The sequence below is a fragment of the Rhodococcus jostii NBRC 16295 genome (assembly GCF_001894825.1).
Taxonomy (GTDB): domain Bacteria; phylum Actinomycetota; class Actinomycetes; order Mycobacteriales; family Mycobacteriaceae; genus Rhodococcus_F; species Rhodococcus_F jostii.
On record NZ_BCWY01000124.1, the window covers coordinates 1 to 20,791 of the forward strand.

Sequence of the window (20,791 nt, forward strand, 5' to 3'; positions counted from 1 at the left end):
TGTACGGAACAACGTCACGTTGTCGGGGGTACGCGATGTGAGGATCGGGTACGGCCGAGTGTCGACGCGGGATCAGCGTCCCGAGTCGCAGCATGATGCGTTGACCGCTGCAGGGTGCGATGAGATTTTCATCGACAAGGCCTCCGGGAAACGTGCGTCGCGCTCGCAGCTGGACAAGGCGCTGTCGGCCAACCGCCGGGGTGATCAGCTTGTCGTCACCAAGCTCGACCGCCTCCGCCGGTCGCTGGAGCAACTGATCGAACTGTCCAAGCAACTGAACACCCGCGGGGTGGATCTGGTGGTGCTCGATCAGGGCATCGACACCTCGACCGCGGTCGGGCGCATGTTCTTCCGTTAGGTGCGGAGCGAGTCCAGTCCAGCGATGTCGACAGCAGGTCGCCGCCCTGTCGGTACCGTTCGAGCACCTCGTCGAAACGCAGGTGACGCAGCCCCTCGTCCTAGAGTTCGGCCCACTCCCGGGGCGCTGCGACCATCGGTTCGGCGCGACCCCGCAACGAGTACGGCGCCACCGTCGTCTTGGCCGGGTTGTTCTGACTCCAGTCGACGAATACCTTGCCGGCACGCTCCGTCTTCGCCATGGTCGCCGTCACCAGGTCGGGCCAGTCCTTCGCGAGTTGCGTCAGGTTCAGTCGGTGTCCCTCGATCGTCGTCGTCGGCATCGCCGGGGTACCTCCCCACTCGTCGCCGTGATCGGCACCCGCCGAACACGGTTTCCTGGGCATTCATCGACACCCGCAACGCGACCCGGGTAATCCGCGGCTGCGGACCTGGCTGTCGAATACCCGGCACTGCACACTGCACACGGCAATCGCGCAAGTGGCTCGCTGCTGCCCGCGTCGAGGCGTCAGTCCGGTGCGTCGTCGCCGGTGTCGGTGGGAGTGGTGTGCGCCCGCTCGGCTGCGTTGCCGGGCACAGCCTGCGCTTCGTGTTCGGCCTCGACGGCTTCTTCGAGGTCGTCCACCAATTCGGACAGTTCACGATCGCGTTCGGTCGGCGCGGGGTCGGTCACGGCGCCACGGTCATCGAAGTCTTTGCCCACGGTCATCGCCTCCTTGTCCTCTGTTCGCGACTGTACTGCTCTGCCGGATCCAGTTCAGCGGTGATGGTCGTGCTGTCGGTCACGTGATCGTGAATTGGCGGGGTCGAATTTCCATCCGCGGGCGCTGTGCAGACGATGCTCAGACTGGATTAGTCGGTGCACATTCGGTGTTGAACTGAACGGAAGGCGTCACCGTTCCCGGTGAGAACGCCCGGAATGCACTCCTCACGAGGGGGTGCACCCTCACCGATCCGACCTGGATCGACGGGGAATCGGAGCGGGAAGGAGTGGTCATGACCTCGTTGCGGTCGACCCTGAGCCGTGATCCGGAAATCTGTCTGTCGACGCATCTGCCGCGCGATGTCACCCGCAGCGTGCTCGGGCACCGGCGAGTCACCATGGTCCTCGACATCACCGACCACGGCAAATGGACGGTGCGCATCGACGAAGGCGCCGTCACCCACACCCGCGGTACCGTGGCGCACCCGACCTGCACCGTCCGCACCGACGCGAGCACCCTGTGCGAACTGCTCACCGGCCGAGTGAGTGTCGTCGAGGCGTTCCTGTCCGGCGCAATCCAGGTGCGCGGCAGCATGACGACCGTCCTGACGATCGGCGGCACCCTCGCCCCCGACGCCGTGTTGCCCACGCGGGCGCACGCCCGGGAGACGAGCGCATACGGGATCCACACCGGGTACCTCGAATCCGGCGACCCGGACAAGCCTCCGGTCGTCCTCCTGCACGGTCTCGGCGCCAACAACTCCTCGATGCTGCCCGTGCTGGCCGACCTCGCCGCCGATCACCGAGTGCTCTGCCCCGACATTCCCGGTTTCGGAGCTACCGCAGCGCCTGCCTGGCGTTATACACCCGACACGCTGTCCCGGTGGCTGCGTGCCTTTCTCGATGCGGTCGATGCCCGCGGTGCCGAGTTGATCGGACACTCTCTCGGAGGCCGCGTCGCTCTCGAACTGGCGTTGCGTGACCCGGACGCGGTCGCCGGGTTGGTACTGCTGTGTCCGGCGATGGCCTTCCGTCGCCGCCGCCGACTGACCACGCTCGCCCGGCTGTTTCCGCCCGATCTGGCCCGGCTTCCCCTCGCCGTGCCGGCGCCACTGCTGCACACGGCCGCGCGGACCGGGCTGCGGGCCCTGTTCGCCGACCCCGACGCGGTGCCCCGGCACTGGTACGAGGCGGCCGCCGACGAATGGGAACTGTCGCTGCGACACGCCACCCGCCGCCGTGCGCTGTGGTCCGCACTCCTGGGCCTCTATCTCGACGAACCCTTCGGGGAGACCGGACTCTGGGACCGGATTGCGACCTTGGAGCGGCCCGCGCTGTTCCTCTGGGGCGCCGACGACACCCTCGTTCCCGCCGCCTTCGCCCGGCACGTCACCGATGCCGTGCCGGGTAGCACGTCGGTGATCCTTCCGAAGTGCGGGCACGTCCCGCAGTTCGAGCAGCCCGAAACCACCATCCGGCTCATCCGCGAGCACCTCGCGACCGCCACCGCGGACCGGCGTCGCGCTCGACGGCGACAAGCTGCAATCAGCACGGCAGGTTCCCATCACAAAGCGCCAGAGCGAAATCGCCGTCGAGCAACCGGCTCGAACACCGGTCGTACAGCTTGAAGATCGGCGGGATCGGGAACGAATAACGTTTGCGTCCTTGGGAAGCGGCGTGATCGAACAGGATCATGGCCCAGCGCGGCCTACCGAGGACGCGCCTCGGGGGTCCTCGTCGAGGGGTCCCAACGCGAAACCGTCGAACTCGTCGCCGGGACGAGTTATGGAACCGCACTACACGCGGCGGCACCGGCTCTCGGGTCTGAACCGGTGCGGCCTGAGCGCATCTGGCGTTCCGGAACGCCACTGCACCTGGCTGCCGAGTACCCCGCCGCCGCCTGTTTACAACCCGACGCCGGTCAGCGAGACTGCGGAATCGGTTCGTCGTGTTTCGCCCCGGGTAAGCGGTGCGTATGTCGACATCATCGGAAGATCCCGCGACCGCCGGCCCACCCGATCGTTCATCAGGCGGTGCGGTCCCCGCTCCTGGCACTGCTGCGTCGGACGCCGCGCATCCGGGTACGCACCCGGATGTCGCGAGGGGCAAGGGGATCAAGCACACGCGTACAGGGGCGACCTGGTCGGGGCTGGTTGTCGGACTCGTCGTTCTGCTCGTGCTTCTGGTGTTCATCCTGCAGAACCTCGACAGCGTCACGCTGGAATTGTTCGCGTGGGAGTTCACCGTCCCGCTGGGCGTCACCTTGCTGTTCGCCGCGATCGCCGGTGCGGTGATCATGGCGCTCGTCGGCGGGATACGGATCCTCCAGATCCGGCGGGCGGCGAACCGCCAGCGGAAGCTGACCACACCGTCGTGACAGTCAGCTCGGACCGGGTGTGTGCTTGCCACCCGTCGGCGGAGAGACGGTTGTCGGTTCCGCGACCGTCGGAGCGGTGGGGGCGGCAGCTTCATCCAGGGACGCTCCGTTGGTGGGCGCGCTGGTCCCGGTGTCGTGGTGGGTAACCTTCTTCGCCAGCTCGCCGACCTTGTGCTGCACCTGCGGAGCCTTGTCCTTCACGGTTTCCGTCGCCTCGCTCACCTTCTGCTGCACGGTCGGGTTGTGCCAGAGTTCGACGGACTGATGCCTCATCTTCTCGTACGTTTGTCGGCCGGACCGGGTGCCGACGACGAAGCCCACGGCCGCCCCCGCTGCGAAGATCAACGCTTTCTGCATGACATCTCCTGACTGTTGTGTGGCACGAGCGGTCAGCGGGACCATCGTCCGACCGCCCTCTTGCACAGCTTGCCCTCAACGGCCGAACCCAAACCGTGCCGAGAATCCCACACGACGAGGGCGTGTTCGACGACTACGAGGACTGTTCCCGTCCGCGGTGGTCAGGTGAAGGGCGTCCCGCCGGTGACGCCGAGCACTTCGCCGGTGACATAACTGGATTCGTTCGATGCGAGGAATACGTACGCGGGCGCCAGTTCGGCGGGCTGGCCTGGCCTCCCCAGAGGCACATCGTCCCCGAATTGCCGGTAGCCGTCGGCGGGCATGGTCGCGGGGATCAGCGGCGTCCAGATGGGGCCCGGTGCCACGGCGTTGACCCGGATTCCCCGTTTCGCCACATCGGCCGCCAATCCCTTCGTGAAATCGATGATTCCCGCCTTCGTGGTCGCGTAATCGAGAAGCCCGGGAGAAGGATTCATACCCTGGATCGACGACGTGTTCACGATCGTCGATCCCGGTTCCATGACCGCGACGGACTTCTTGCACAACCAGAACAGCGCGTAGAGGTTCGTCCGCAGGACCCGGTCGAACTGCTCGGTGGTGATGTCCGCGATGCCGCCCGTCTGCACCATTTGAAAAGCCGCGTTGTTCACGAGGATGTCGATACCGCCGAATTCACCGACCGTCAGGTCCACGAGAGTCTGGCAGTGGTCCTCCGACGTGATGTCTCCGGTAGCGACGACGCCACGCCGGCCGGCCTCCTCCACCAGGCGGACCGTCTCCCGTGCATCCGACTCCTCGGCGCCCAGGCAACTGACCACGACATCGGCACCCTCGCGGGCAAACGCGAGAGCCACCGCTCGTCCGATGCCCGAATCCGCACCGGTGATCAGGGCACGGCGGCCCTCCAAGCGGCCGCTCCCTCGATAGGACTTCTCGCCGTGATCCGGGGCGGTCACCATGTCGGCGGTCAGTCCCGGGTGCTGTATCTCGGGCTGACCTTCTCGATCGGGAGCGGGGTACTGCCTGGTGGGATCCTGCCGGGCGTACTGGTCGACCATTTTCGTGCCCTTCTTCATCTCCTACCGAATCGACGAGCACGACTGAACAATTCGTCGAATCAGTGAAACTCGTCCCACCACGCCTACCCCTGCGACGGGATTCGGAAACCGGTTGCACTGACGGACCACGGAAACCGGTTGCACTGACGGACCAACCGGGCATCCCGATCACATCGCCAGGCAAATCCCATCAGGTGGGGTCGTCCCAGTTCTCGGGGATGCCGAAGGTGTCGTGCAGGCCGTGGCGTCCGGGTTCGGTCAGATGCACGACGCGTCGTTGGTCGGTGCGGCGCAACCATTCCAGGTCGAACATTCGCTGAGTCAGTGCGGCGCCGAGGGGTCCTGCCAGGTGGTGGCGCTGTTCGGACCAGTCGACGCAGTAGCGGATCGCCTGCGGTTCCCGGCGAGGTGCGGGCAGGTCCAGGCCGAAGGCGGCGAACCGGCTGCGGCCGTGGGCGGTCAGCCGGTAGGTGAGGTCGGTGCCGGGGGCGGACAGGCGGTCGGTGCCTGCACCTTCGCTGTGGTGGTGCCCGTCCCCACCGGTGAGTAATTCCTGATCGAGGAACGCGGCCATGACGGTGACACCGAGGCGTCCGGCGAGGTGGTTGTAGCAGGTACGGGCTCGACGCAGGGCGTGGGCGCGGGTGCCTTGGCGGAGCGAGCGGATCGGTTCGGGCGGTGAGATCCGGGCGATCGCCTCGAGTGCTTCCGCGACGGACGGGTCGGCCAGGCGGAAGTAGCGGGCGCGGCCGGACCGTTCGACGGTGAGCAGGTGGGCGTCCACCAACCGGGTGAGGTGTTCGCTGATGGTGGACGCGGTGACCCCGGCCTCGGAGGCCAGCATTCCGGCCGGCAGCGCGCGTCCGTCGGCGAGCGCCATGAGGACCCGGGTTCGGGTCCGATCACCGATCAACGCGGCGATCCGGGCGACGTCGGCGTCGCCGGCGGGCCCGTCGGTCGCGGAGTGGACGGCCATGACACCAGCGTAGGTCCGGGACATTTCGGGCCACACCGAAATAATCCGGCAGCACACTGGTTCCATGGACACGACACGAGACGACGAGTCCGCAACGGGCACCGCACTGCACTGCGCGCTCGCACTACACTCTGCGATCGAGACCGTGACGCAGGCCTGGGAGCGCGCTCTGGCAGCACACGATCTGGACGCTCTACTGGCCTGCTACGCACCGGACGCGACGGTGGAGAGCCCGGTCGTCGCCCACCTCGAGGGCGGCCGGGGCGTCCGTCGCGGCCACGACGAACTGCGTCCCTTCTTGGCCGAGGTGGTCGCGCGCACCCCGGACATTCGCCACTACCACCGGGACGGTTTCTTCACCGACGGTCGGCGAGCGACCTGGGAGTACCCGCGCGTCACGCCGGACGGCGAGCAGATGGACTTCGTCGAGGTCATGGAGATCGAGGACGGCCTGATCCAGGCCCACCGGGTCTATTGGGGGTGGCGAGGCGTCGACGTGCTGATCCACGACGGCTACCACCGAGAGTAGAAGAGCGCATCTTCGCCCCGGCCAGGAGCGAACGTCGCTAGCCGCGGGTGTCGGCCTGCTCTGTGACCCAGGCTGCGATCTGTGCGCGGGAGGAGAATCCGAGTTTCGCGAGGATGTGTTCGACGTGGCCCTGCGCGGTGCGTTGGGAGATCACGAGTCGGGCGGCGATCGCCTTGTTGGTCAGACCCTGCGCGACGAGGTCTGCGACCTGGCGTTCACGTGCGGTCAGCGCCGCAGTGGGATCGGCGCGCGGCGGTGCGGCCGGTGGTGCTTCGCCCAGGGCGTAGGACACGGCGGCGTCGAAACTCAGCGTCTCGCCCTCGTGGGAGGCAGCCGTGAAGGCCCGCTGACCGAGTGAGCGGCGGGTGACGAGTTCGCATTCCTCGTGGGATCCGGTCAAGTTCGGGATCTGAAGAGTGGAGGTGCCCACGCGCCGTCGTAGGACCTCGGCAGCGGCCATCAGGATTGCGGCACGGCGGAAATGGTTCTCGAAGGCCGAGATCCAGGCGAGAATCTCGATGCACCAGGTGGCCCCCAGCGGATCGTCGACCAGGCGGGCCAGCTCGAGCCCCTTGCGCAACAGCGTCACCGCGCGATCACGGTCACCCTGTCGCCACATCACCAGGCCCAGCGTCAAGGACGAGCGGCCGCAGGTCACCGATTCGCCGTGGGATTCGGCAATCCGGATCGCCTCCTCGAGGTGCGCGGTGGCGTCGTCGGTGTGCCCGAGTACCTCGTGAGCCAAGCCGATCCCGTGCAGGGCGGTGAGGTGCGCGAGGAGATTGTTCGCGCCGCGCAGCACGGCGAGGGCCTCGGTGTACGAGCGCACGGCGCGTTCCGGATCGCCGCTGTGCAGCGCGTGCGCTGCGGTGGCGTGATGCATGAGTGCACGATCGAGTGCAGTTCCCCGGCTCTCGGCCAGCGCACGCCCTCGATCGGTCAGCTCCGTTGCCCGCTCCAGGTCTTCGTGTCTGGTGGCGAGAATGCTCGCCGAATACAACGCCTTCACCTCGAGCGCGGTGTCGTGTTCCTCCCGGAACGCCAGCGCACGGTCGAGCCAGCGTCGGCCCTCGCGGAGCCGACCACGGGAGAGCCAGAACGGAAACAGGGCGGTGGCGATCTCCAGCCCCGCGTCGGCCGGGGAGTCCTCGGCCTCGGACAGGCTGAACTCCATCGCTTCGCGCAGATTGGGTTGTTCTCGCTCGAGCCGAGCGAGCCAGACGACCTGTCGGTGGCTGATCCATCCGGACTCGGCGTCGAGGGCAAGCTGCCGGTACCAGCTACGGTGCCGCCGTCGGATCTCCGACAAGGCGCCGGACTGCTCGAGCTTGTCCCGGCCGTAGTCACGCAGCGTTTCGAGCATCCGGAAACGCACAATGGTGTTCGATTCCTCGCTGATGAGAATCGACTTGTCCACCAGCGACGCAATGAGATCGAGCAGACCGGCCGGTCCGGGATCGGACGTGTACACCCATTCGGCGGCTTCGAGTTCGAAGCTCCCGGCGAAGACCGAGAGCTGGGCCCAGAGCTGCTGTTCCGCCGGGAGGCACAGTTCGTAGCTCCAGTCGATGCTCCACCGCAAGGTCTGCTGACGCGTTGGCGCACTACGACTTCCACGGGTCAGCAGCTCGTACCGGTTGGTCAAGCGCTGCAGGATCTGTTCCGGCGACATCGTGCGCAGCCGTGCCGCCGCCAATTCGATGGCCAGGGGCAGACCGTCGAGCCGGATACAGATCCGGGCGACGGCGTCGGCGTTGTCCTCCGTGACTTCGAAGCCGGGCACCGTGCCGGCGGCGCGTTCGGCGAACAACGTCACCGCGTCGTAGCTGGGCAGGCCCTTCGGCGAGGTGTCCCGGTCCGATTCCGGAACGGTGAGTGGGCGCACTCGGAGGGCGGATTCCCCTGCGACGTCCAAGGTTTCGCGACTCGTTGCGAGGATCCGAAGGCCGGGGCAGCTGCGAAGCAGTGTCGCCGTCAGCTCCGCCGCCGCATCGATCACCTGCTCGCAGTTGTCGAGCACGAGCAGCATCTCCCGTGCCTGCAGGAATTCGACGAGGGTGTGCAGGGGTTCGGTCGAGCGGTGGTGTAACCCCAACTCCGTCGCCACGACTTCCCCCAGCAACGATCCGTCGTGCAGGTCACCCAATTCCACCAGCCGGACTCCGTCGGCGAAGGCCCGTCGGGTGTTGGCCGCGACCCGCAGCGCCAGCCGGGTCTTTCCGACACCACCGATTCCGGTCAAGGTGACCAGCCGTGACGCCGACAGCAGCCTCTTCGTCTCGGTGAGTTCTCTCCGCCGGCCGACGAAACTCGTCAATTCCAAGGGCAGACCCGCATCGGTACCCGAAGTAGGAGAGGGCCGGGGTCGACGGGCGGGCGATCGCCCTGTCGGTGGTCGTGCCGGGCGCCTCGCGTCTCGCTCGGCGTCGGTGTCGGCGCGGAGCGACATCTCGTCGACCGGGATACCGCGGTGGACCTGGATTTCCTGTAGGGCTTCGCCCAGTGTCGCCGCGGCGGGGCGTTCCAGCGGATCCCGGGACATCGCGCGTTCCACGGCACCGGCCACGTCGGCATCGACACCGGCTTCACTCAGGTCCGGCGCCTTGTGCGTGGTGATCCGCAGGAATTGGGCGACCACCTGCTCACCGCTCCGGCGCTCGAACGCCGCGTGCCCGGTCAGCGCCGCGAACAGCGTCGCCCCGAGTCCGTAGACGTCCGAGGACGGAGTCGGCGGGTCGCCACCGAGGACCTCGGGGGCGGTGAACGCGGGCGATCCAGTGATGGTGCCGGTGGCGGTCTGGAAACCGCCGGTGATGTGTGCGATCCCGAAGTCGGTCAACGCCGGTTCGCCGTAGTCGGTGAGCAGGATGTTGCCGGGTTTGACGTCGCGGTGCACGATGCCGAGCCGGTGCGCCGTCTCGAGGGCGCCGGCCATCTTCACCCCCAGCCGCAGTGTCTCCGCCGTCGTGAGCGGACCGTCCCGCCGGATCCGCACGTCGAGGGAATCCTGTGGGTGGTACGGCATCACCAGGAAGGGGAGACCCGTGTCGGTGACGCCGACCTCGAGCACACTCACGACGTTCGGATGCCCGGTCAGCCGGCCCATCGCCCGCTGCTCCCGGAGGAACCGAGTCCGATTCTCCTCGTCGAGATCGCCGGTGAGGACCTTCACCGCCACCGACCGGTCCAGGGCGGACTGGGTGCAGCGATACACCACCCCGAAGCCTCCGCGACCGATCTCCCGGGCGTCGTCGAACCCGGCGGCGCGCAGTTCGTCCGCCGTCGTGGAGTCCGTGGCGCGCTGAGTTCGGAGGGGATCGCCGTCGGCCGTCACCGTGCTATCCGTCCCCGTGGACCCCTGGGAGCATCTGATCAGCCTCTCGACGACGTCCCCTCAGACTATCGCCATATCGCCGCACCCGTCTGGAGCCGTGTCGTCACCCGGAGCTGGGGAGTCGTACCGAATCCGTGCCTGCGTCGATCAGGTAGTCCTGGAAACGTTCCCGCAGTGGCGCCTTGAGCATCTTGCCGGTGGCTCCCATGGGAATCGAGTCGGCGAAGACGACGCCGTCGGGGATCCACCATTTGGCCATCTTGCCTGCGAAGTGGGCGCGCAGTTCCTCGGCGGAGACGGCGGAGCCGGGTTTCCGTACCGCGACCAGTAGGGGACGCTCGTCCCACTTGGGATGCCGTACGCCGATGCAGGCCGCCGTGGCGATGTCCGGGTGACCCATCGCGATGTTCTCGATGTCGATGGAACTGATCCATTCGCCTCCCGACTTGATGACGTCCTTGCTCCGGTCGGTGATCTGCATGAATCCGTCCGGGTCGATGGTGGCGATGTCACCGGTGGGGAACCAGCCGTCGACGAGCGGGTCGTGGTCGGTCTGTCCGAAATACTGCGCCATGACCCAGAGGCCCCGGGCCATGAGATGCCCGGCGGATACCCCGTCCCACGGCAGTTCGCGTCCGGAGTCGTCGACAATTTTCAGGTCCATGCCGAAGACGCATCGTCCCTGCTTGCCCTGCACTGCGTACCGTTCCTCGGGTTCCGCCTGAAGGTGCGTGTTCTTCAGGACCGAGGCCGTCCCGAACGGACTGGTCTCGGTCATGCCCCATCCGTGGACGACCGTGACCCCATGGGTCTCCTCGAGTTCGCGGAGCATCGCGGGGGGACAGGCGGCACCGCCGATGACGGCGCGCTGCAGGGTGGTGAACGGCAGCTGTTGCCGTTCGACGTACTCGAGCTGTCCCTGCCAGACGGTGGGGACACTCGCGGACACCGTGACCTGCTCGGTTTCCTGCAGGTCGTACAGCGCCTCGCCGTCGAGGTCGGGCCCCGGGAAGACGACCTTCGCGCCGACCATGCACGCGGCGTAGGGGAGGCCCCACGCGTTGACGTGGAACATCGGCACGATCGGCAGCACGGTGTCGCGTGCGGACAGGCCGACCGAATCGGGCAGGGCGACCGCGAAGGAATGCAGGACCGTGGAGCGGTGGCTGTAGAGGACACCCTTGGGGTTTCCGGTGGTTCCGCTCGTGTGACACAGCGAGGACGCGGTGGCCTCGTCGAACTCGGGCCAGTCGTAGGTTCCGTCCTGTGCCTCGAGCAGGTCCTCGTAGGCCAGGAGCGCGCCGGGCTGATCGGGCAGGTGGTCCCGGTCCGACATGAGCACGAAGTGCTGCACGCTGGTCAGACGCGGCGCGAGTTCTTCGATGACGGGCAGGAATGTGAGGTCGAAGAAGAGCACCGTGTCTTCGGCGTCGGCGACGATCCACTCGAGTTGGTCGGGGTGCAGACGTGGGTTGAGGGTGTGGAGGACGGCACCGGATCCGGAGACCGCGTAGTACAGCTCGAGGTGTCGATATCCGTTCCAGGCCAAGGTCGCAACCCGGGTGCCCGGTTGCACCCCGAGCGCCTCGAGTGCCTGGGCCACCTGCCGTGACCGGGTGGCGAGGTCGCTGAAGGTGTAGCGATGAAGGTCGCCTTCGACCCGCCGGGAGACGATTTCCTGCCGACCGTGATGGCGTTCGGCGTGGGTGAGGAGCGAGGAGACCAACAGGGGCTGGTGCATCATCAGACCGTTCACGGGAGTCTCCTGGTTGTCGACAGTTCGGATTCTCGGGCGCGCGCGGAAATCTCCGACAGCAGGGCCAGCGCCCGCTGCGCCGCGGCGGGGCCTCCGTCCACATCGCCACGGACGAAGAGGGGACGGAGTTCTTCGATGTCGCCGAGGGCGCGAAGCAGGTCGGGTTCGACGATGGAGTACTTGCGCAGCGTGTTCACCACCAGCATGGACGTGTGCACGATGTCCTCGTCCTCGAGTGCGACGCCATGGTGGTGCAGGGCGTAGTTCGCCCAGTGCGTGCCGGCCAGCATTGCGGCCTCGATCTTCATCTCCCAGTCGTGGTCGCCGCAGTGCGTGACCGCGCGTTCGATGCGCTCCGCGAGGAAGCGGTGACGTTCCGCCTTCATGACGCTGTCTCCTTCACTCCGGCCCTCGCGAACAGGATCGCCTGCACCCGTTCGAATTCGCGCTCGCATTCGCCGACGATGTACGGGGTGGGGCGGCGCTCACCGCGCAGGCAGGGGTCCCGGTGTTCCTCGAGCGCCTCGAGGGCGATTTCCAGGCATTGGATGTCTTCGGGAAGCTCACCCTCGATCGGGGGCCACCCGACGTGGCTGACGTCGCCGGGGCCGCGCAGTTCTCGCGCGTATCCACCGTCGGGCTGCTGCACCAGGTGAACGCCGGGAATGGTGGAGAAGACCGGGTCGTCGCTGGTCAGGCCGGCGAGGTGCAGGCAGGCGTTGTAGGCGTTGGTGCCGGCGGTGAGGGTGGTCCAGTACCACAGCTCGAAGTTTTCGAGCGGGTCCAACCGAGTGCGCAGGTCGGTGAGCCGCTGGAACTTCTCCACATGGGATGCGGTCCTCACGATGCGTCCGCGAGTGCGTCGTCGACCAGCAGGACGATCTTGCCGAAATGCTGGTCGGTCTGCATGTAGGCGTGGGCTGCCGCGATCTCGTCGAGGCGGTACGTCCGGTCGATGATCGGACGGATCGTGCCTGCCTCGAGTGGCGCGAGCAGGTCCCGGGCGCAGGCCTGCACACACGCCAGTCGTTCCTCCTCGGTGCGGGTGCGGAACGTTACCCCGATGAGCTTCAACCGTTTCAGCCACAGCGCGTTGAGGTCGATGGTGGCGGTGCTCGATCCCAATCGGCCGATGTTGACCAGTCGCCCCTGAACGGCGAGGGACTCGAGATTGGCTTCGAAGGTGGTGCCGCCGACCGAGTCGACGATGACATCGACGCCATGGCCCGCGGTGAAATCGGCGACGGCGTCGACCTGGTCGGTGGTGGAGACGTCGATTGCGCAGTCGACGCCCATCGACTTCAGCCGCTCGACCTTGCCTGCCGAACGGGACGTGGCGACGATCCGGGACGCGCCCAGTGCCCGGGCGATCTGGATCGAGGCCAGCCCGATGCCGCTCGATGCGGCGTTGACGAGCACCGTTTCGCCGGTCTGCAACTGTCCGTTGGTGATCAGCGCGTCGTGCGCGGTGATGAACACGTTGGGGAAGGCCGCGGCATCGGCCCACGAAACGGAGTCCGGGACGCGCATCAGGGCGCGCGACGCGGCCGACGCGTACTCCGCCTGCCCGCCGTTCCCGTGCCCCATCACCCGGTCGCCTTCGCGCCACTGGGTCACCCCGGCGCCGACCGCAGCCACCTCGCCTGCGAACTCGACCCCGATCGGTTGCGGCTCGCCGGTGCGCACCCGGCCTGCCTGCAGGATCTCTCCACGGTTGAGCCCGGCGGCTTTCACCTTCACCAGCACCTGATCGGGGCCGGGGGTGGGTGTGGGGACGTCGAGCACGGTGACCTTGCCGCCGTCGGGATGGGGGACTGCGCGCGCTGCTCGCATGGGCTGCTCCTTCGACTCGATTGAGGAATTGATGTCGACATTAATCAAAATTCGCGTATTCTGCTAGCCAGCGGGCCACAAATTCCGGCCCCGGTTCATGTATCCGACTTCAGGAGACAGTCATGAGTGCTTCGTCTGCAGAACGTCTCGCCCGACTCCAGGGCAAGATCATCGACTTCCGTCTGCGGCCCCCCACCGGCCCCTACCGCAACTTCTTCACCCCCACCGTGGTGGGCTCGGTCAATCGCATCCTCGGCCACAGCGTGCCCCGCTCCTACACGATCAGCACCGATCCCTTCCCGCAGGCCGAGGAACGCGCGCTTCGCGCGCTGATCGACGAGATGGACGCCGTCGGTGTCCGCCTCGGTGTGATGAACGGTCGTCATTCGGTGAATCGTCCTGTGCCGGTGCACATCGAGGACGCAGACCTGGCCGAGTTGACGCAGCGCACCGACAACCGCGTCCTCGGGATCGCCGGCATCGACTTCGACAAGCCCACCGAGGAGATCATCGCCGGGCTCGACACCGCGATGAAGGAATACGGACTGGTCGGTGTCTGCATGGAGCCCGGCCTGGCACGCGAACCCATGTACGCCGACGACGAGCGGATCTTCCCGATCTACGAGAAGATCGCCGAACTCGGTGTGCCGCTGCTGTTCATGACCGGGCCGCTGGCGGGACCCGACATCAGCCACACCGATCCGGTTCGTTTCGACCGGGTGGCCAAGCGCCACCCCACCATGCCGGTCATCCTGGGCCACGGCTGCTTCCCCTACGTCAACGAGGCGATCGCACTGGCGTTCAAGAGCGAGGCGACGGGCATTCACAACGTGTTCGTGTCCCCGGACGTCTACGCGTTCGCCCCGGGCGGGCAGGGCTACACCCAGGGAATCAACTGGCTGCCGAACCGGTTCGTCTACGCCTCGGCGTACTCGTTCTGCGGCGTCGAGGAGTCGGTCCACGAGACCCTGAAACTCGACATCGACGACGAGGCGCTCGACGCTTACATGTACCGCAACGCCGAGGCGCTGCTGCGTGGGATGGGGGCGTGAGATGACCGGGCGAAACACGAAGGTCACGATGCGGCGGCACCCCGCCGCTATGGTCAGCGAGGACGACTTCACCGTCGAGGAGACGGACCTGCCCCGGCCCGGCGACGGACAGGCCCTCGTCAGGGTTCTGTACCTGTCGTTGGACCCGTACATGCGGCCGATGATGGACCCGGTGCGCTCCTACGTGCCGCACCTGAACCCGGGCGACGTCATGCCGGGGGCCACCATCGCCGAGGTGATCGAGAGCAACGAACCCGAGCTGCCGCAGGGCACCGTCGTGGCGTGCTCGCTCGGGTGGCAGACCCACGGTGTGGTGACCAAGGACGCAGTCCGTGTCATCGACCGGGCCGCGGGCCCCGTGTCGGCCGCACTCAGCGTGCTCGGAATGACTGGAGCCACAGCACATTATGGTCTTCTCGAGCTCGCCAAGCCAGCGGCCGGCGAGACCGTCGTCGTGACGGCGGCCTCCGGTGCGGTCGGCGGTGTCGTCGGGCAGATCGCGAAGATCAAGGGCTGCCGCGTCGTCGGTATCGCCGGCGGTGCCGAGAAGTGCCGGTACGTCGTCGAGGAGCTCGGCTTCGATGCCTGCATCGACTACAAGGCCCCCGACTTCGAGAAGCAGCTCGCGGCCGCCACGCCCGACTACGTCGACGTCCTGTTCGAGAACGTCGGCGGTCCCGTGCTCGACGCAGTGCTCGGGCGGATCAACGACCACGCGCGCATCTCGCTGTGCGGCAACATCAGTGACTACAACGCCGACGAGCCGTACGGTCTCCAGGGTCTACGCCACCTGCTGATGCATCGGGTCACGGTCTATTCCTTCGTGATCGCCGAGCACCGCGACTACTGGCCCACCGCGATCGCCGAACTGTCCGGCTGGCTCGCAGAGGGAAAGATCAAGTACCAGGAGGACATCGCGGAAGGCCTGGACAGCGCGCCCAAGGCGTTCATCGCCATGCTCACCGGCGGAAACTTCGGCAAACAGCTCGTCAACGTCGGGGCGTGACCCTTCCGATGCCCGCCTGTGCGGCCAATGGGGGTCGCGCAGGCGGGTATCGGATCGCGCAATCCCACTCTTGTCGCAACCAATCGTTCCATCACCAAACTCCCGAAAGGTCCATCAGCATGCCGGAAGCAGTTGTGGTCGCTACCGCTCGGTCTCCGATCGGTCGCGCGTTCAAAGGGTCGTTGCGCGAGATGCGTCCCGATGACCTGGCCGTGCAGATGGTACGGGCCGTGCTGGCGAAGGTGCCGGCACTGGACCCGACCGAGATCGACGATCTGATGCTGGGTTGCGGTCTGCCCGGTGGTCGGTCCGGACACAACATGGGTCGCGTGGTGGCGGTCCTGGCCGGGATGGATCACCTGCCCGGCACGACGGTCACCCGCTACTGCGCGTCGAGTCTGCAGACGACGCGGATGGCGCTCCACGCCATCAGGGCTGGTGAGGGTGACGTCTTCATCTCGGCAGGGGTCGAGAGCGTCAGCAGCTACACGTGGGGAAACTCCGACAGTCTGCCCGATACGTTCAATCCGCTCTTCGCGGAGGCGCAGACCCGGACGGAGAAGTTCGCCGGTGGTGGCCAGACCTGGGCCGATCCGCGGTTCGACGGTTCCCTCCCGGATGCCTATATTGCGATGGGGCAGACAGCGGAGAACGTCGCACAACTGATGGGTGTGAGCCGCCGGGACCAGGACGAGTTCGCCGTGCGGAGTCAGAATCGGGCGGAAAAAGCGGCTGCCCAAGGGTTCTGGGAGAACGACATCAGCCCGGTGACACTGCCCGACGGCAGTGAGGTGTGGGCCGATGACGGCCCACGCACCGGGGTCACCCTCGAGGCAGTCTCCGAACTGAAGCCCGTGTTCCGTCCGGACGGCACGGTGACCGCCGCGAACTGCTGCCCACTCAACGACGGCGCCGCAGCCGTCGTGGTGATGAGCGATACCAAGGCCAGGCAACTGGGTCTCACCCCGCTTGCGCGGATCGTCTCGACCGGAGTCACCGGGCTGTCGCCGGAGATCATGGGCCTCGGTCCGGTGGAGGCGAGCCGACAGGCGCTGCTGCGGGCCGGCCTGACGATCGACGACATCGACCTGGTCGAGATCAACGAAGCATTCGCCGCCCAGGTCATCGCGTCGGCCCGGGAACTGGGTATCGACGAGACGAAGCTGAACATTCACGGCGGAGCGATCGCCCTCGGCCACCCCTTCGGCATGACCGGCGCACGAATCACCAGCACACTGATCAATTCCCTTGTCCACCAGGACAAGCAATTCGGTCTCGAAACCATGTGCGTCGGCGGCGGCCAGGGTATGGCGATGGTGCTCGAGCGGCTGAGCTGAGCCCGACCACAATACGAGTTCGCCGCCGGGGCGAACGCGAATTCCAGAGAACGAGAGCATGTGAGATGAACACACGATTGGACGACAAGGTCGCGATCGTCACCGGAGCGAGCCGGGGAATCGGACTCGGCATCGCCGAGCGACTCGTGGCCGAGGGCGCCAAGGTGGTGATCACCGCCCGTAAGCAGGATGCGCTCGACGAGGCAGTGGCGTCCCTGGGCGGCCCCGAGTACGCGCTCGCGGTGGCGGGCAGGAGCGACGACATCGATCACCAGACCGAGACCGTCAAGCGCGCGATGGACACGTTCGGCAGTGTCGACCTGCTCGTCAACAACACCGGAATCAACCCCGTCTACGGGCCGATGGTCGAACTGGACCTGGACGCGGCCCGCAAGATCGTCGAGGTCAACTGCCTGGCGGCGCTGTCGTGGGTGCAACAGGCCCACAACGCCTGGATGGGCGCGCACGGCGGGTCCGTCGTCAACATCTCGTCGGTGGCCGGAATCCAGCCCGCACCGGGCATCGGCATCTACGGCGCGACCAAGGCGATGCTCACACATCTCACCGCCCAGCTGGCCGTCGAACTCGCCCCGGATCTACGCGTCAACGCGGTCGCTCCGGCGGTGGTCAAGACCCAGTTCGCGACCGCCCTGTACGAGGGCAGGGAAGACGAGGTCATCGCCGCCTACCCGCTCAAACGGCTCGGTGTGCCGCAGGACATCGGCAGCGCAGTCGCCTTCCTGCTCTCCGACGACGCAGCGTGGATCACCGGGCAGACCATCGTCGTCGACGGCGGCCTGACCTTGACCACAGGAGCCGAATAGCCCTGCGTCGCAGCGCCTGTTCCACCCCTCATGAGCCTTCCGGCTCGCACAATCTTCATCAACGATCCTCATCAATCACAAGGAGCGAGACATGTCTGATCAGCGCACCGCCATCGTGACGGGAGCTGCTCGCGGAATCGGCGCCGGCGTGGCGAAACGGCTGAGCCGCGACGGATTTGCCGTCGCACTATTCGACCTCGAGGAGGCTGCCGGCAAGCCGGTGGTGGAGGAGATCGAGAAGGCCGGAGGTCGCGCCCTCGCAGTCGGTGTGGACGTCGGCGACGAGCAGGCGGTGGCGCAGGCCGTCGACCGGGTTGTCGAGGAACTGGGTGCCCCGACGGTGCTGGTGAACAATGCCGGCATCACCCGCGACAATCTGCTGTTCAAGATGACGACCCAGGACTGGGATGCGGTGATGACCGTTCACCTGCGCGGTGCCTTCCTGATGACCCGTGCGACGCAGAAGTACATGGTCGACGCCGGGTGGGGCCGGATCGTCAACCTCTCGAGCACGTCGGCGCTGGGCAACCGGGGCCAAGCCAACTACGCGGCGGCCAAGGCAGGTATGCAGGGGTTGACCAAGACGCTGGCGCTCGAGCTCGGCAAGTTCGGCGTGACCGCGAATGCGATTGCTCCCGGGTTCATCGAAACCGAGATGACCGTCGCCACGGCGGAGCGGATGGGAATGTCGTTCGAAGACTTCAAGGCGATGGGCGTCGCGGACATCCCGGTGGGCCGGGTCGGCCAACCGGAGGACATTGCGGCGACGGTGTCGTTCTTCGCCCGCGAGGAATCCGGGTTCGTCTCCGGTCAGGTGGTCTACGTCGCCGGCGGGCCACGAGCATGACCGCTGAGAGCACCATCCACCGTGAGCTTCGCGCACGAATCGCGGAGCTCACCACATCCTTTCCGCCTCGGTCCACCGAACCTCGCGAGTTCCAGGGCGCCCGCTTCGACGCCGGGCTGGCCTGGGTGCACTTTCCCCTCGGGCTCGGTGGCCTCGGCCTGTCCCGATCCCTGCAGGGATACGTCGAGGAGTTGCTCGAGGAAGCCGGGGCGCCGGACAACCCGGCACGGCGGATCGGCATCGGACTGGGCATGGCCGGCCCGACCATTGTCGCTTTCGGGACCGAGGAGCAGAAGCAGCGATTCCTCCGTCCGTTGTGGACGGGCGAAGAGGTGTGGTGTCAGCTGTTCAGTGAACCCGGGGCCGGCTCGGATCTGGCAGCGGTCGGTACCCGCGCCGTCCGCTCCGGTGACGACTGGGTTGTCAACGGGCAGAAGGTGTGGACCTCGAGTGCCCACGAAGCGGACTGGGCAATTCTGTTGGCTCGCACCGACCCTGACGTGCCCAAGCATGCGGGGATGACCTACTTCCTCGTGGACATGTCCGATCCCGGTGTGGAGGTCCGGCCGCTCCGGCAGATCACCGGAGAGGCGGAGTTCAACGAGGTGTTCCTCACCGATGTCAGGATTCCCGATACGCACCGCGTCGGGCAGGTCGGGGAGGGCTGGAAGGTCGCCAACGCGACCCTCACCAACGAGAGGGTCGCTATCGGCGGTGACGATTCCGTCCGCGAAAGCGGCATGATCGGCAGAATCGCGTCGACCTGGAGGGAACGGCCCGAGGTGCGCTCGGCCGCGCTTCACGACGAGCTGATGACCAGCTGGGTGGAATCGGAAGTATTTCGGCTCAACGGAATTCGTGTCAGACAGAAGTTGGCGATGGGCGCGCCCGGGCCCGAGAGCGCCGGGCTGAAGCTCGTGTTCGCCCGGCTCGCGCAGAGCATCAGCGGCCTGGAGGTCGAGGTCAACGGTGAAGCCGGGCTGCGGTACAGCGACTGGACGATGACTCGCCCGGACGTCGTCGACTTCACGGGCCGTGACCCGGGCTACCGGTATCTGCGCGCAAAGGGGAACTCCATCGAGGGCGGAACGTCCGAGATCCTGCGCAACATCGTCGCCGAACGCGTGCTGGGGCTGCCCACCGAACCGCGTGTCGACAAGGACATCGCCTGGAAGGACGTACCTCGATGAGGGAGCCGAACCTGCTCTACACCGACGTCGAGGACGCATTACGTGAGGCACTGCGGGACCTGCTGACCGCTCGCTGTCCCGCCAGCGCGGTGACCGCGCTGTACGACGGCGACCGATCGATCGTGCCGCTTCTGTGGAAGTCGCTGGCCGCCGAGTTGGGTCTGGCCGCCCTGCTGGTGCCGGAATCGGCGGGCGGAGCGGGCGCCACGGCCCGCGAGGCGGCCGTCGTCCAGGAGGAGCTCGGCCGGTTCGCGGCGCCGGCGCCGTTTCTGACCAGCGCGCTGGTGGCCACCACTGTGCTGAACTTCTCCGATGCGGACGACTTGCTTCCCGAGCTCGCCTCAGGCGAGCGAACGGCGGCCCTCGCCGTCCCGCTCTCCGCGAGCGTTGCCTCCTTCACGCCGGTCGTGACTGCGGCGTCCCGTGGAACGGTGACCGGCCAGGTCACGTCGGTAGCCGGTGCCGTGGAGGCGGATCTCCTCCTCGTTCCGGTGAGGGTGGACGAGGGCATCGAGGTGCACGCCGTCGATGCCGCGGCCGTCGATGTCACCCCTGTCGTCTCCCTCGACATGGGACGGCAGCTGGCCGACCTGACCTTCGACGAGGCGCCCACTCGCGTGGTGCTCGGCGCGGAGGCGGGCGGGCCGGCAGTGCTGGCGGGGTTGCAGATCGGAGCCGCCCTGCTGGCGTCGGAGCAGGTCGGCATCGCGCAGTGGTGTCTCGACACGACGGTGGACTATCTGCAGCAGCGCCGACAATTCGGCAGGATCGTCGGCGGCTTCCAAGCGCTCAAACATCGGCTCGCGGACCTGTACACCGACGTCGAAGGTGCCCGTGCGGCAGCTCGATACGCTGCGGCGTGCGCTGCGGAGAACGACCCCGATCTCTCGGTTGCCGCCTCCATTGCCCAGGCGTTCTGTTCGCAGGTGGCGGTCAAGGCAGCCGAGGAGTGCGTGCAATTGCACGGCGGCATCGGTATGACGTGGGAATATCCGGCACACCTCTACCTCAAGCGCGCCAAGGCCGACCAGATCGCATTCGGCACGCCGAGCGTGCATCGCACAGTCTTGAGCGAACTCGTACGCCTGCCGATCTAGAGGCTACGGAAACCAGTAGCGACGGAATGGATCTCGACTATCGGTGCCGCTCGTCGCAACACACACCTTCTACTGCAGGAAGTCGATAAATGGATACATCACGAAGTGTGGCACAGCCACCCCCGACGATCGGCGTGGTCCGTGAATCGAGTGTGGAC

Annotated in this window: 20 protein-coding genes and 1 pseudogene; 11 read left to right on the forward strand and 10 right to left on the reverse strand. The window is 66.9% G+C overall.

The features are described 5' to 3' along the window. Positions 1–358, forward strand: a 358-nt coding sequence (locus RJ1_RS40630; RefSeq protein ID WP_255284952.1) for a recombinase family protein, incomplete at its 5' end; no start/stop codon positions are given. Positions 359–386: 28 nt separating this feature from the next. Here RJ1_RS40630 and ligD read toward each other — a convergent pair. Next, positions 387–638: pseudogene (gene ligD, locus RJ1_RS40635) on the reverse strand (non-homologous end-joining DNA ligase LigD); the annotation flags it as partial. 227 nt (positions 639–865) lie between these two features. Next, positions 866–1,066, reverse strand: a complete 201-nt coding sequence (locus RJ1_RS40640) for a hypothetical protein (protein ID WP_073369486.1) — start codon at positions 1,064–1,066, stop codon at positions 866–868. Positions 1,067–1,353: 287 nt separating this feature from the next. Between RJ1_RS40640 and RJ1_RS40645 the strand changes: the two genes are divergently transcribed. Together RJ1_RS40645 and RJ1_RS40650 are read left to right on the forward strand one after the other, a co-directional pair. Further along, positions 1,354–2,688 (forward strand): alpha/beta fold hydrolase, encoded by a 1,335-nt coding sequence (locus RJ1_RS40645; protein WP_162850345.1) that lies wholly within the window; start codon positions 1,354–1,356, stop codon positions 2,686–2,688. A gap of 347 nt (positions 2,689–3,035) precedes the next feature. Continuing rightward, positions 3,036–3,437 (forward strand): LapA family protein, encoded by a 402-nt coding sequence (locus RJ1_RS40650; protein WP_073369488.1) that lies wholly within the window; start codon positions 3,036–3,038, stop codon positions 3,435–3,437. 3 nt (positions 3,438–3,440) lie between these two features. Here the strand turns inward: RJ1_RS40650 and RJ1_RS40655 are convergent, their stop codons facing one another. The 3 genes from RJ1_RS40655 to RJ1_RS40665 form a co-directional block, all read right to left on the reverse strand. Next, positions 3,441–3,794, reverse strand: coding sequence for a YtxH domain-containing protein (locus RJ1_RS40655; RefSeq protein ID WP_073369491.1), 354 nt, complete (start codon positions 3,792–3,794; stop codon positions 3,441–3,443). A 161-nt stretch (positions 3,795–3,955) separates the two neighbouring features. Continuing rightward, positions 3,956–4,852, reverse strand: coding sequence for a glucose 1-dehydrogenase (locus RJ1_RS40660; protein ID WP_073369525.1), 897 nt, complete (start codon positions 4,850–4,852; stop codon positions 3,956–3,958). Positions 4,853–5,042: 190 nt separating this feature from the next. After that, a complete protein-coding gene (locus RJ1_RS40665) occupies positions 5,043–5,828 on the reverse strand; it encodes an ArsR/SmtB family transcription factor (RefSeq protein ID WP_073369528.1) in 786 nt (261 codons plus the stop codon). A 64-nt stretch (positions 5,829–5,892) separates the two neighbouring features. Here RJ1_RS40665 and RJ1_RS40670 point away from each other — a divergent pair, with 64 nt between their 5' ends. Continuing rightward, positions 5,893–6,357, forward strand: coding sequence for a nuclear transport factor 2 family protein (locus RJ1_RS40670; protein ID WP_083400567.1), 465 nt, complete (start codon positions 5,893–5,895; stop codon positions 6,355–6,357). 37 nt (positions 6,358–6,394) lie between these two features. On the opposite strand, the gene RJ1_RS40675 is transcribed toward RJ1_RS40670, so the two are convergent. The 5 genes from RJ1_RS40675 to RJ1_RS40695 all read right to left on the reverse strand — a co-directional run bounded on the left by RJ1_RS40675 (position 6,395) and on the right by RJ1_RS40695 (position 13,280). Beyond that, positions 6,395–9,691 carry a protein kinase domain-containing protein gene (locus tag RJ1_RS40675; RefSeq protein WP_073369494.1) on the reverse strand — a complete coding sequence of 1,099 codons (3,297 nt, stop codon included), beginning with the start codon at positions 9,689–9,691 and terminating at the stop codon, positions 6,395–6,397. A gap of 103 nt (positions 9,692–9,794) precedes the next feature. Further along, on the reverse strand, positions 9,795–11,447 hold the full coding sequence (locus RJ1_RS40680) for a 3-(methylthio)propionyl-CoA ligase (protein WP_073369497.1): 1,653 nt from the start codon (positions 11,445–11,447) through the stop codon (positions 9,795–9,797). After that, the gene (locus RJ1_RS40685) at positions 11,444–11,833 is read right to left on the reverse strand and encodes a hypothetical protein (RefSeq protein WP_073369499.1); all 390 of its coding nucleotides are present in this window, start codon (positions 11,831–11,833) and stop codon (positions 11,444–11,446) included. Before RJ1_RS40685 ends, RJ1_RS40680 begins: the two co-directional genes overlap by 4 nt. After that, positions 11,830–12,291: a hypothetical protein gene (locus RJ1_RS40690; RefSeq protein WP_073369501.1), complete on the reverse strand. Its 462-nt coding sequence runs from the start codon at positions 12,289–12,291 to the stop codon at positions 11,830–11,832. Before RJ1_RS40690 ends, RJ1_RS40685 begins: the two co-directional genes overlap by 4 nt. Then, entirely contained in the window at positions 12,288–13,280 is a 993-nt protein-coding gene (locus RJ1_RS40695; RefSeq protein ID WP_073369504.1) for an NAD(P)H-quinone oxidoreductase, read from the reverse strand. Before RJ1_RS40695 ends, RJ1_RS40690 begins: the two co-directional genes overlap by 4 nt. Before the next feature lie 122 nt (positions 13,281–13,402). Here RJ1_RS40695 and RJ1_RS40700 point away from each other — a divergent pair, with 122 nt between their 5' ends. The 7 genes from RJ1_RS40700 to RJ1_RS40730 all read left to right on the forward strand — a co-directional run bounded on the left by RJ1_RS40700 (position 13,403) and on the right by RJ1_RS40730 (position 20,633). Further along, on the forward strand, positions 13,403–14,332 hold the full coding sequence (locus tag RJ1_RS40700) for an amidohydrolase family protein (protein WP_240319835.1): 930 nt from the start codon (positions 13,403–13,405) through the stop codon (positions 14,330–14,332). 1 nt (position 14,333) lies between these two features. Further along, complete coding sequence (locus RJ1_RS40705; protein ID WP_073369506.1) at positions 14,334–15,338, forward strand: NADP-dependent oxidoreductase; 1,005 nt, start codon at positions 14,334–14,336, stop codon at positions 15,336–15,338. A gap of 119 nt (positions 15,339–15,457) precedes the next feature. After that, on the forward strand, positions 15,458–16,675 hold the full coding sequence (locus RJ1_RS40710) for an acetyl-CoA C-acetyltransferase (RefSeq protein WP_073369509.1): 1,218 nt from the start codon (positions 15,458–15,460) through the stop codon (positions 16,673–16,675). Between the two features lie 65 nt (positions 16,676–16,740). After that, positions 16,741–17,499, forward strand: coding sequence for an SDR family oxidoreductase (locus RJ1_RS40715; RefSeq protein WP_073369511.1), 759 nt, complete (start codon positions 16,741–16,743; stop codon positions 17,497–17,499). Between the two features lie 91 nt (positions 17,500–17,590). Further along, positions 17,591–18,346, forward strand: coding sequence for a 3-oxoacyl-ACP reductase FabG (gene fabG / locus RJ1_RS40720; RefSeq protein WP_073369514.1), 756 nt, complete (start codon positions 17,591–17,593; stop codon positions 18,344–18,346). Continuing rightward, entirely contained in the window at positions 18,343–19,536 is a 1,194-nt protein-coding gene (locus RJ1_RS40725; protein WP_073369516.1) for an acyl-CoA dehydrogenase family protein, read from the forward strand. The genes fabG and RJ1_RS40725 overlap by 4 nt, the downstream gene beginning before the upstream one ends. Beyond that, complete coding sequence (locus tag RJ1_RS40730) at positions 19,533–20,633, forward strand: acyl-CoA dehydrogenase family protein (protein ID WP_073369519.1); 1,101 nt, start codon at positions 19,533–19,535, stop codon at positions 20,631–20,633. The genes RJ1_RS40725 and RJ1_RS40730 overlap by 4 nt, the downstream gene beginning before the upstream one ends. Positions 20,634–20,791 lie beyond the last annotated feature (158 nt).

Coding starts and splice junctions, on each gene's coding strand:
- RJ1_RS40660 (WP_073369525.1), bottom strand. CDS start 4,852: ATGGTCGACCAGTACGCCCGGCAGGATCCCACCAGGCAGTACCCCGCT.
- RJ1_RS40715 (WP_073369511.1), top strand. CDS start 16,741: ATGAACACACGATTGGACGACAAGGTCGCGATCGTCACCGGAGCGAGC.
- RJ1_RS40665 (WP_073369528.1), bottom strand. CDS start 5,828: ATGGCCGTCCACTCCGCGACCGACGGGCCCGCCGGCGACGCCGACGTC.
- RJ1_RS40655 (WP_073369491.1), bottom strand. CDS start 3,794: ATGCAGAAAGCGTTGATCTTCGCAGCGGGGGCGGCCGTGGGCTTCGTC.
- RJ1_RS40730 (WP_073369519.1), top strand. CDS start 19,533: ATGAGGGAGCCGAACCTGCTCTACACCGACGTCGAGGACGCATTACGT.
- RJ1_RS40670 (WP_083400567.1), top strand. CDS start 5,893: ATGGACACGACACGAGACGACGAGTCCGCAACGGGCACCGCACTGCAC.
- RJ1_RS40640 (WP_073369486.1), bottom strand. CDS start 1,066: ATGACCGTGGGCAAAGACTTCGATGACCGTGGCGCCGTGACCGACCCC.
- RJ1_RS40695 (WP_073369504.1), bottom strand. CDS start 13,280: ATGCGAGCAGCGCGCGCAGTCCCCCATCCCGACGGCGGCAAGGTCACC.
- RJ1_RS40650 (WP_073369488.1), top strand. CDS start 3,036: ATGTCGACATCATCGGAAGATCCCGCGACCGCCGGCCCACCCGATCGT.
- RJ1_RS40725 (WP_073369516.1), top strand. CDS start 18,343: ATGACCGCTGAGAGCACCATCCACCGTGAGCTTCGCGCACGAATCGCG.
- RJ1_RS40710 (WP_073369509.1), top strand. CDS start 15,458: ATGCCGGAAGCAGTTGTGGTCGCTACCGCTCGGTCTCCGATCGGTCGC.
- RJ1_RS40685 (WP_073369499.1), bottom strand. CDS start 11,833: ATGAAGGCGGAACGTCACCGCTTCCTCGCGGAGCGCATCGAACGCGCG.
- RJ1_RS40705 (WP_073369506.1), top strand. CDS start 14,334: ATGACCGGGCGAAACACGAAGGTCACGATGCGGCGGCACCCCGCCGCT.
- RJ1_RS40700 (WP_240319835.1), top strand. CDS start 13,403: ATGAGTGCTTCGTCTGCAGAACGTCTCGCCCGACTCCAGGGCAAGATC.
- fabG (WP_073369514.1), top strand. CDS start 17,591: ATGTCTGATCAGCGCACCGCCATCGTGACGGGAGCTGCTCGCGGAATC.
- RJ1_RS40645 (WP_162850345.1), top strand. CDS start 1,354: ATGACCTCGTTGCGGTCGACCCTGAGCCGTGATCCGGAAATCTGTCTG.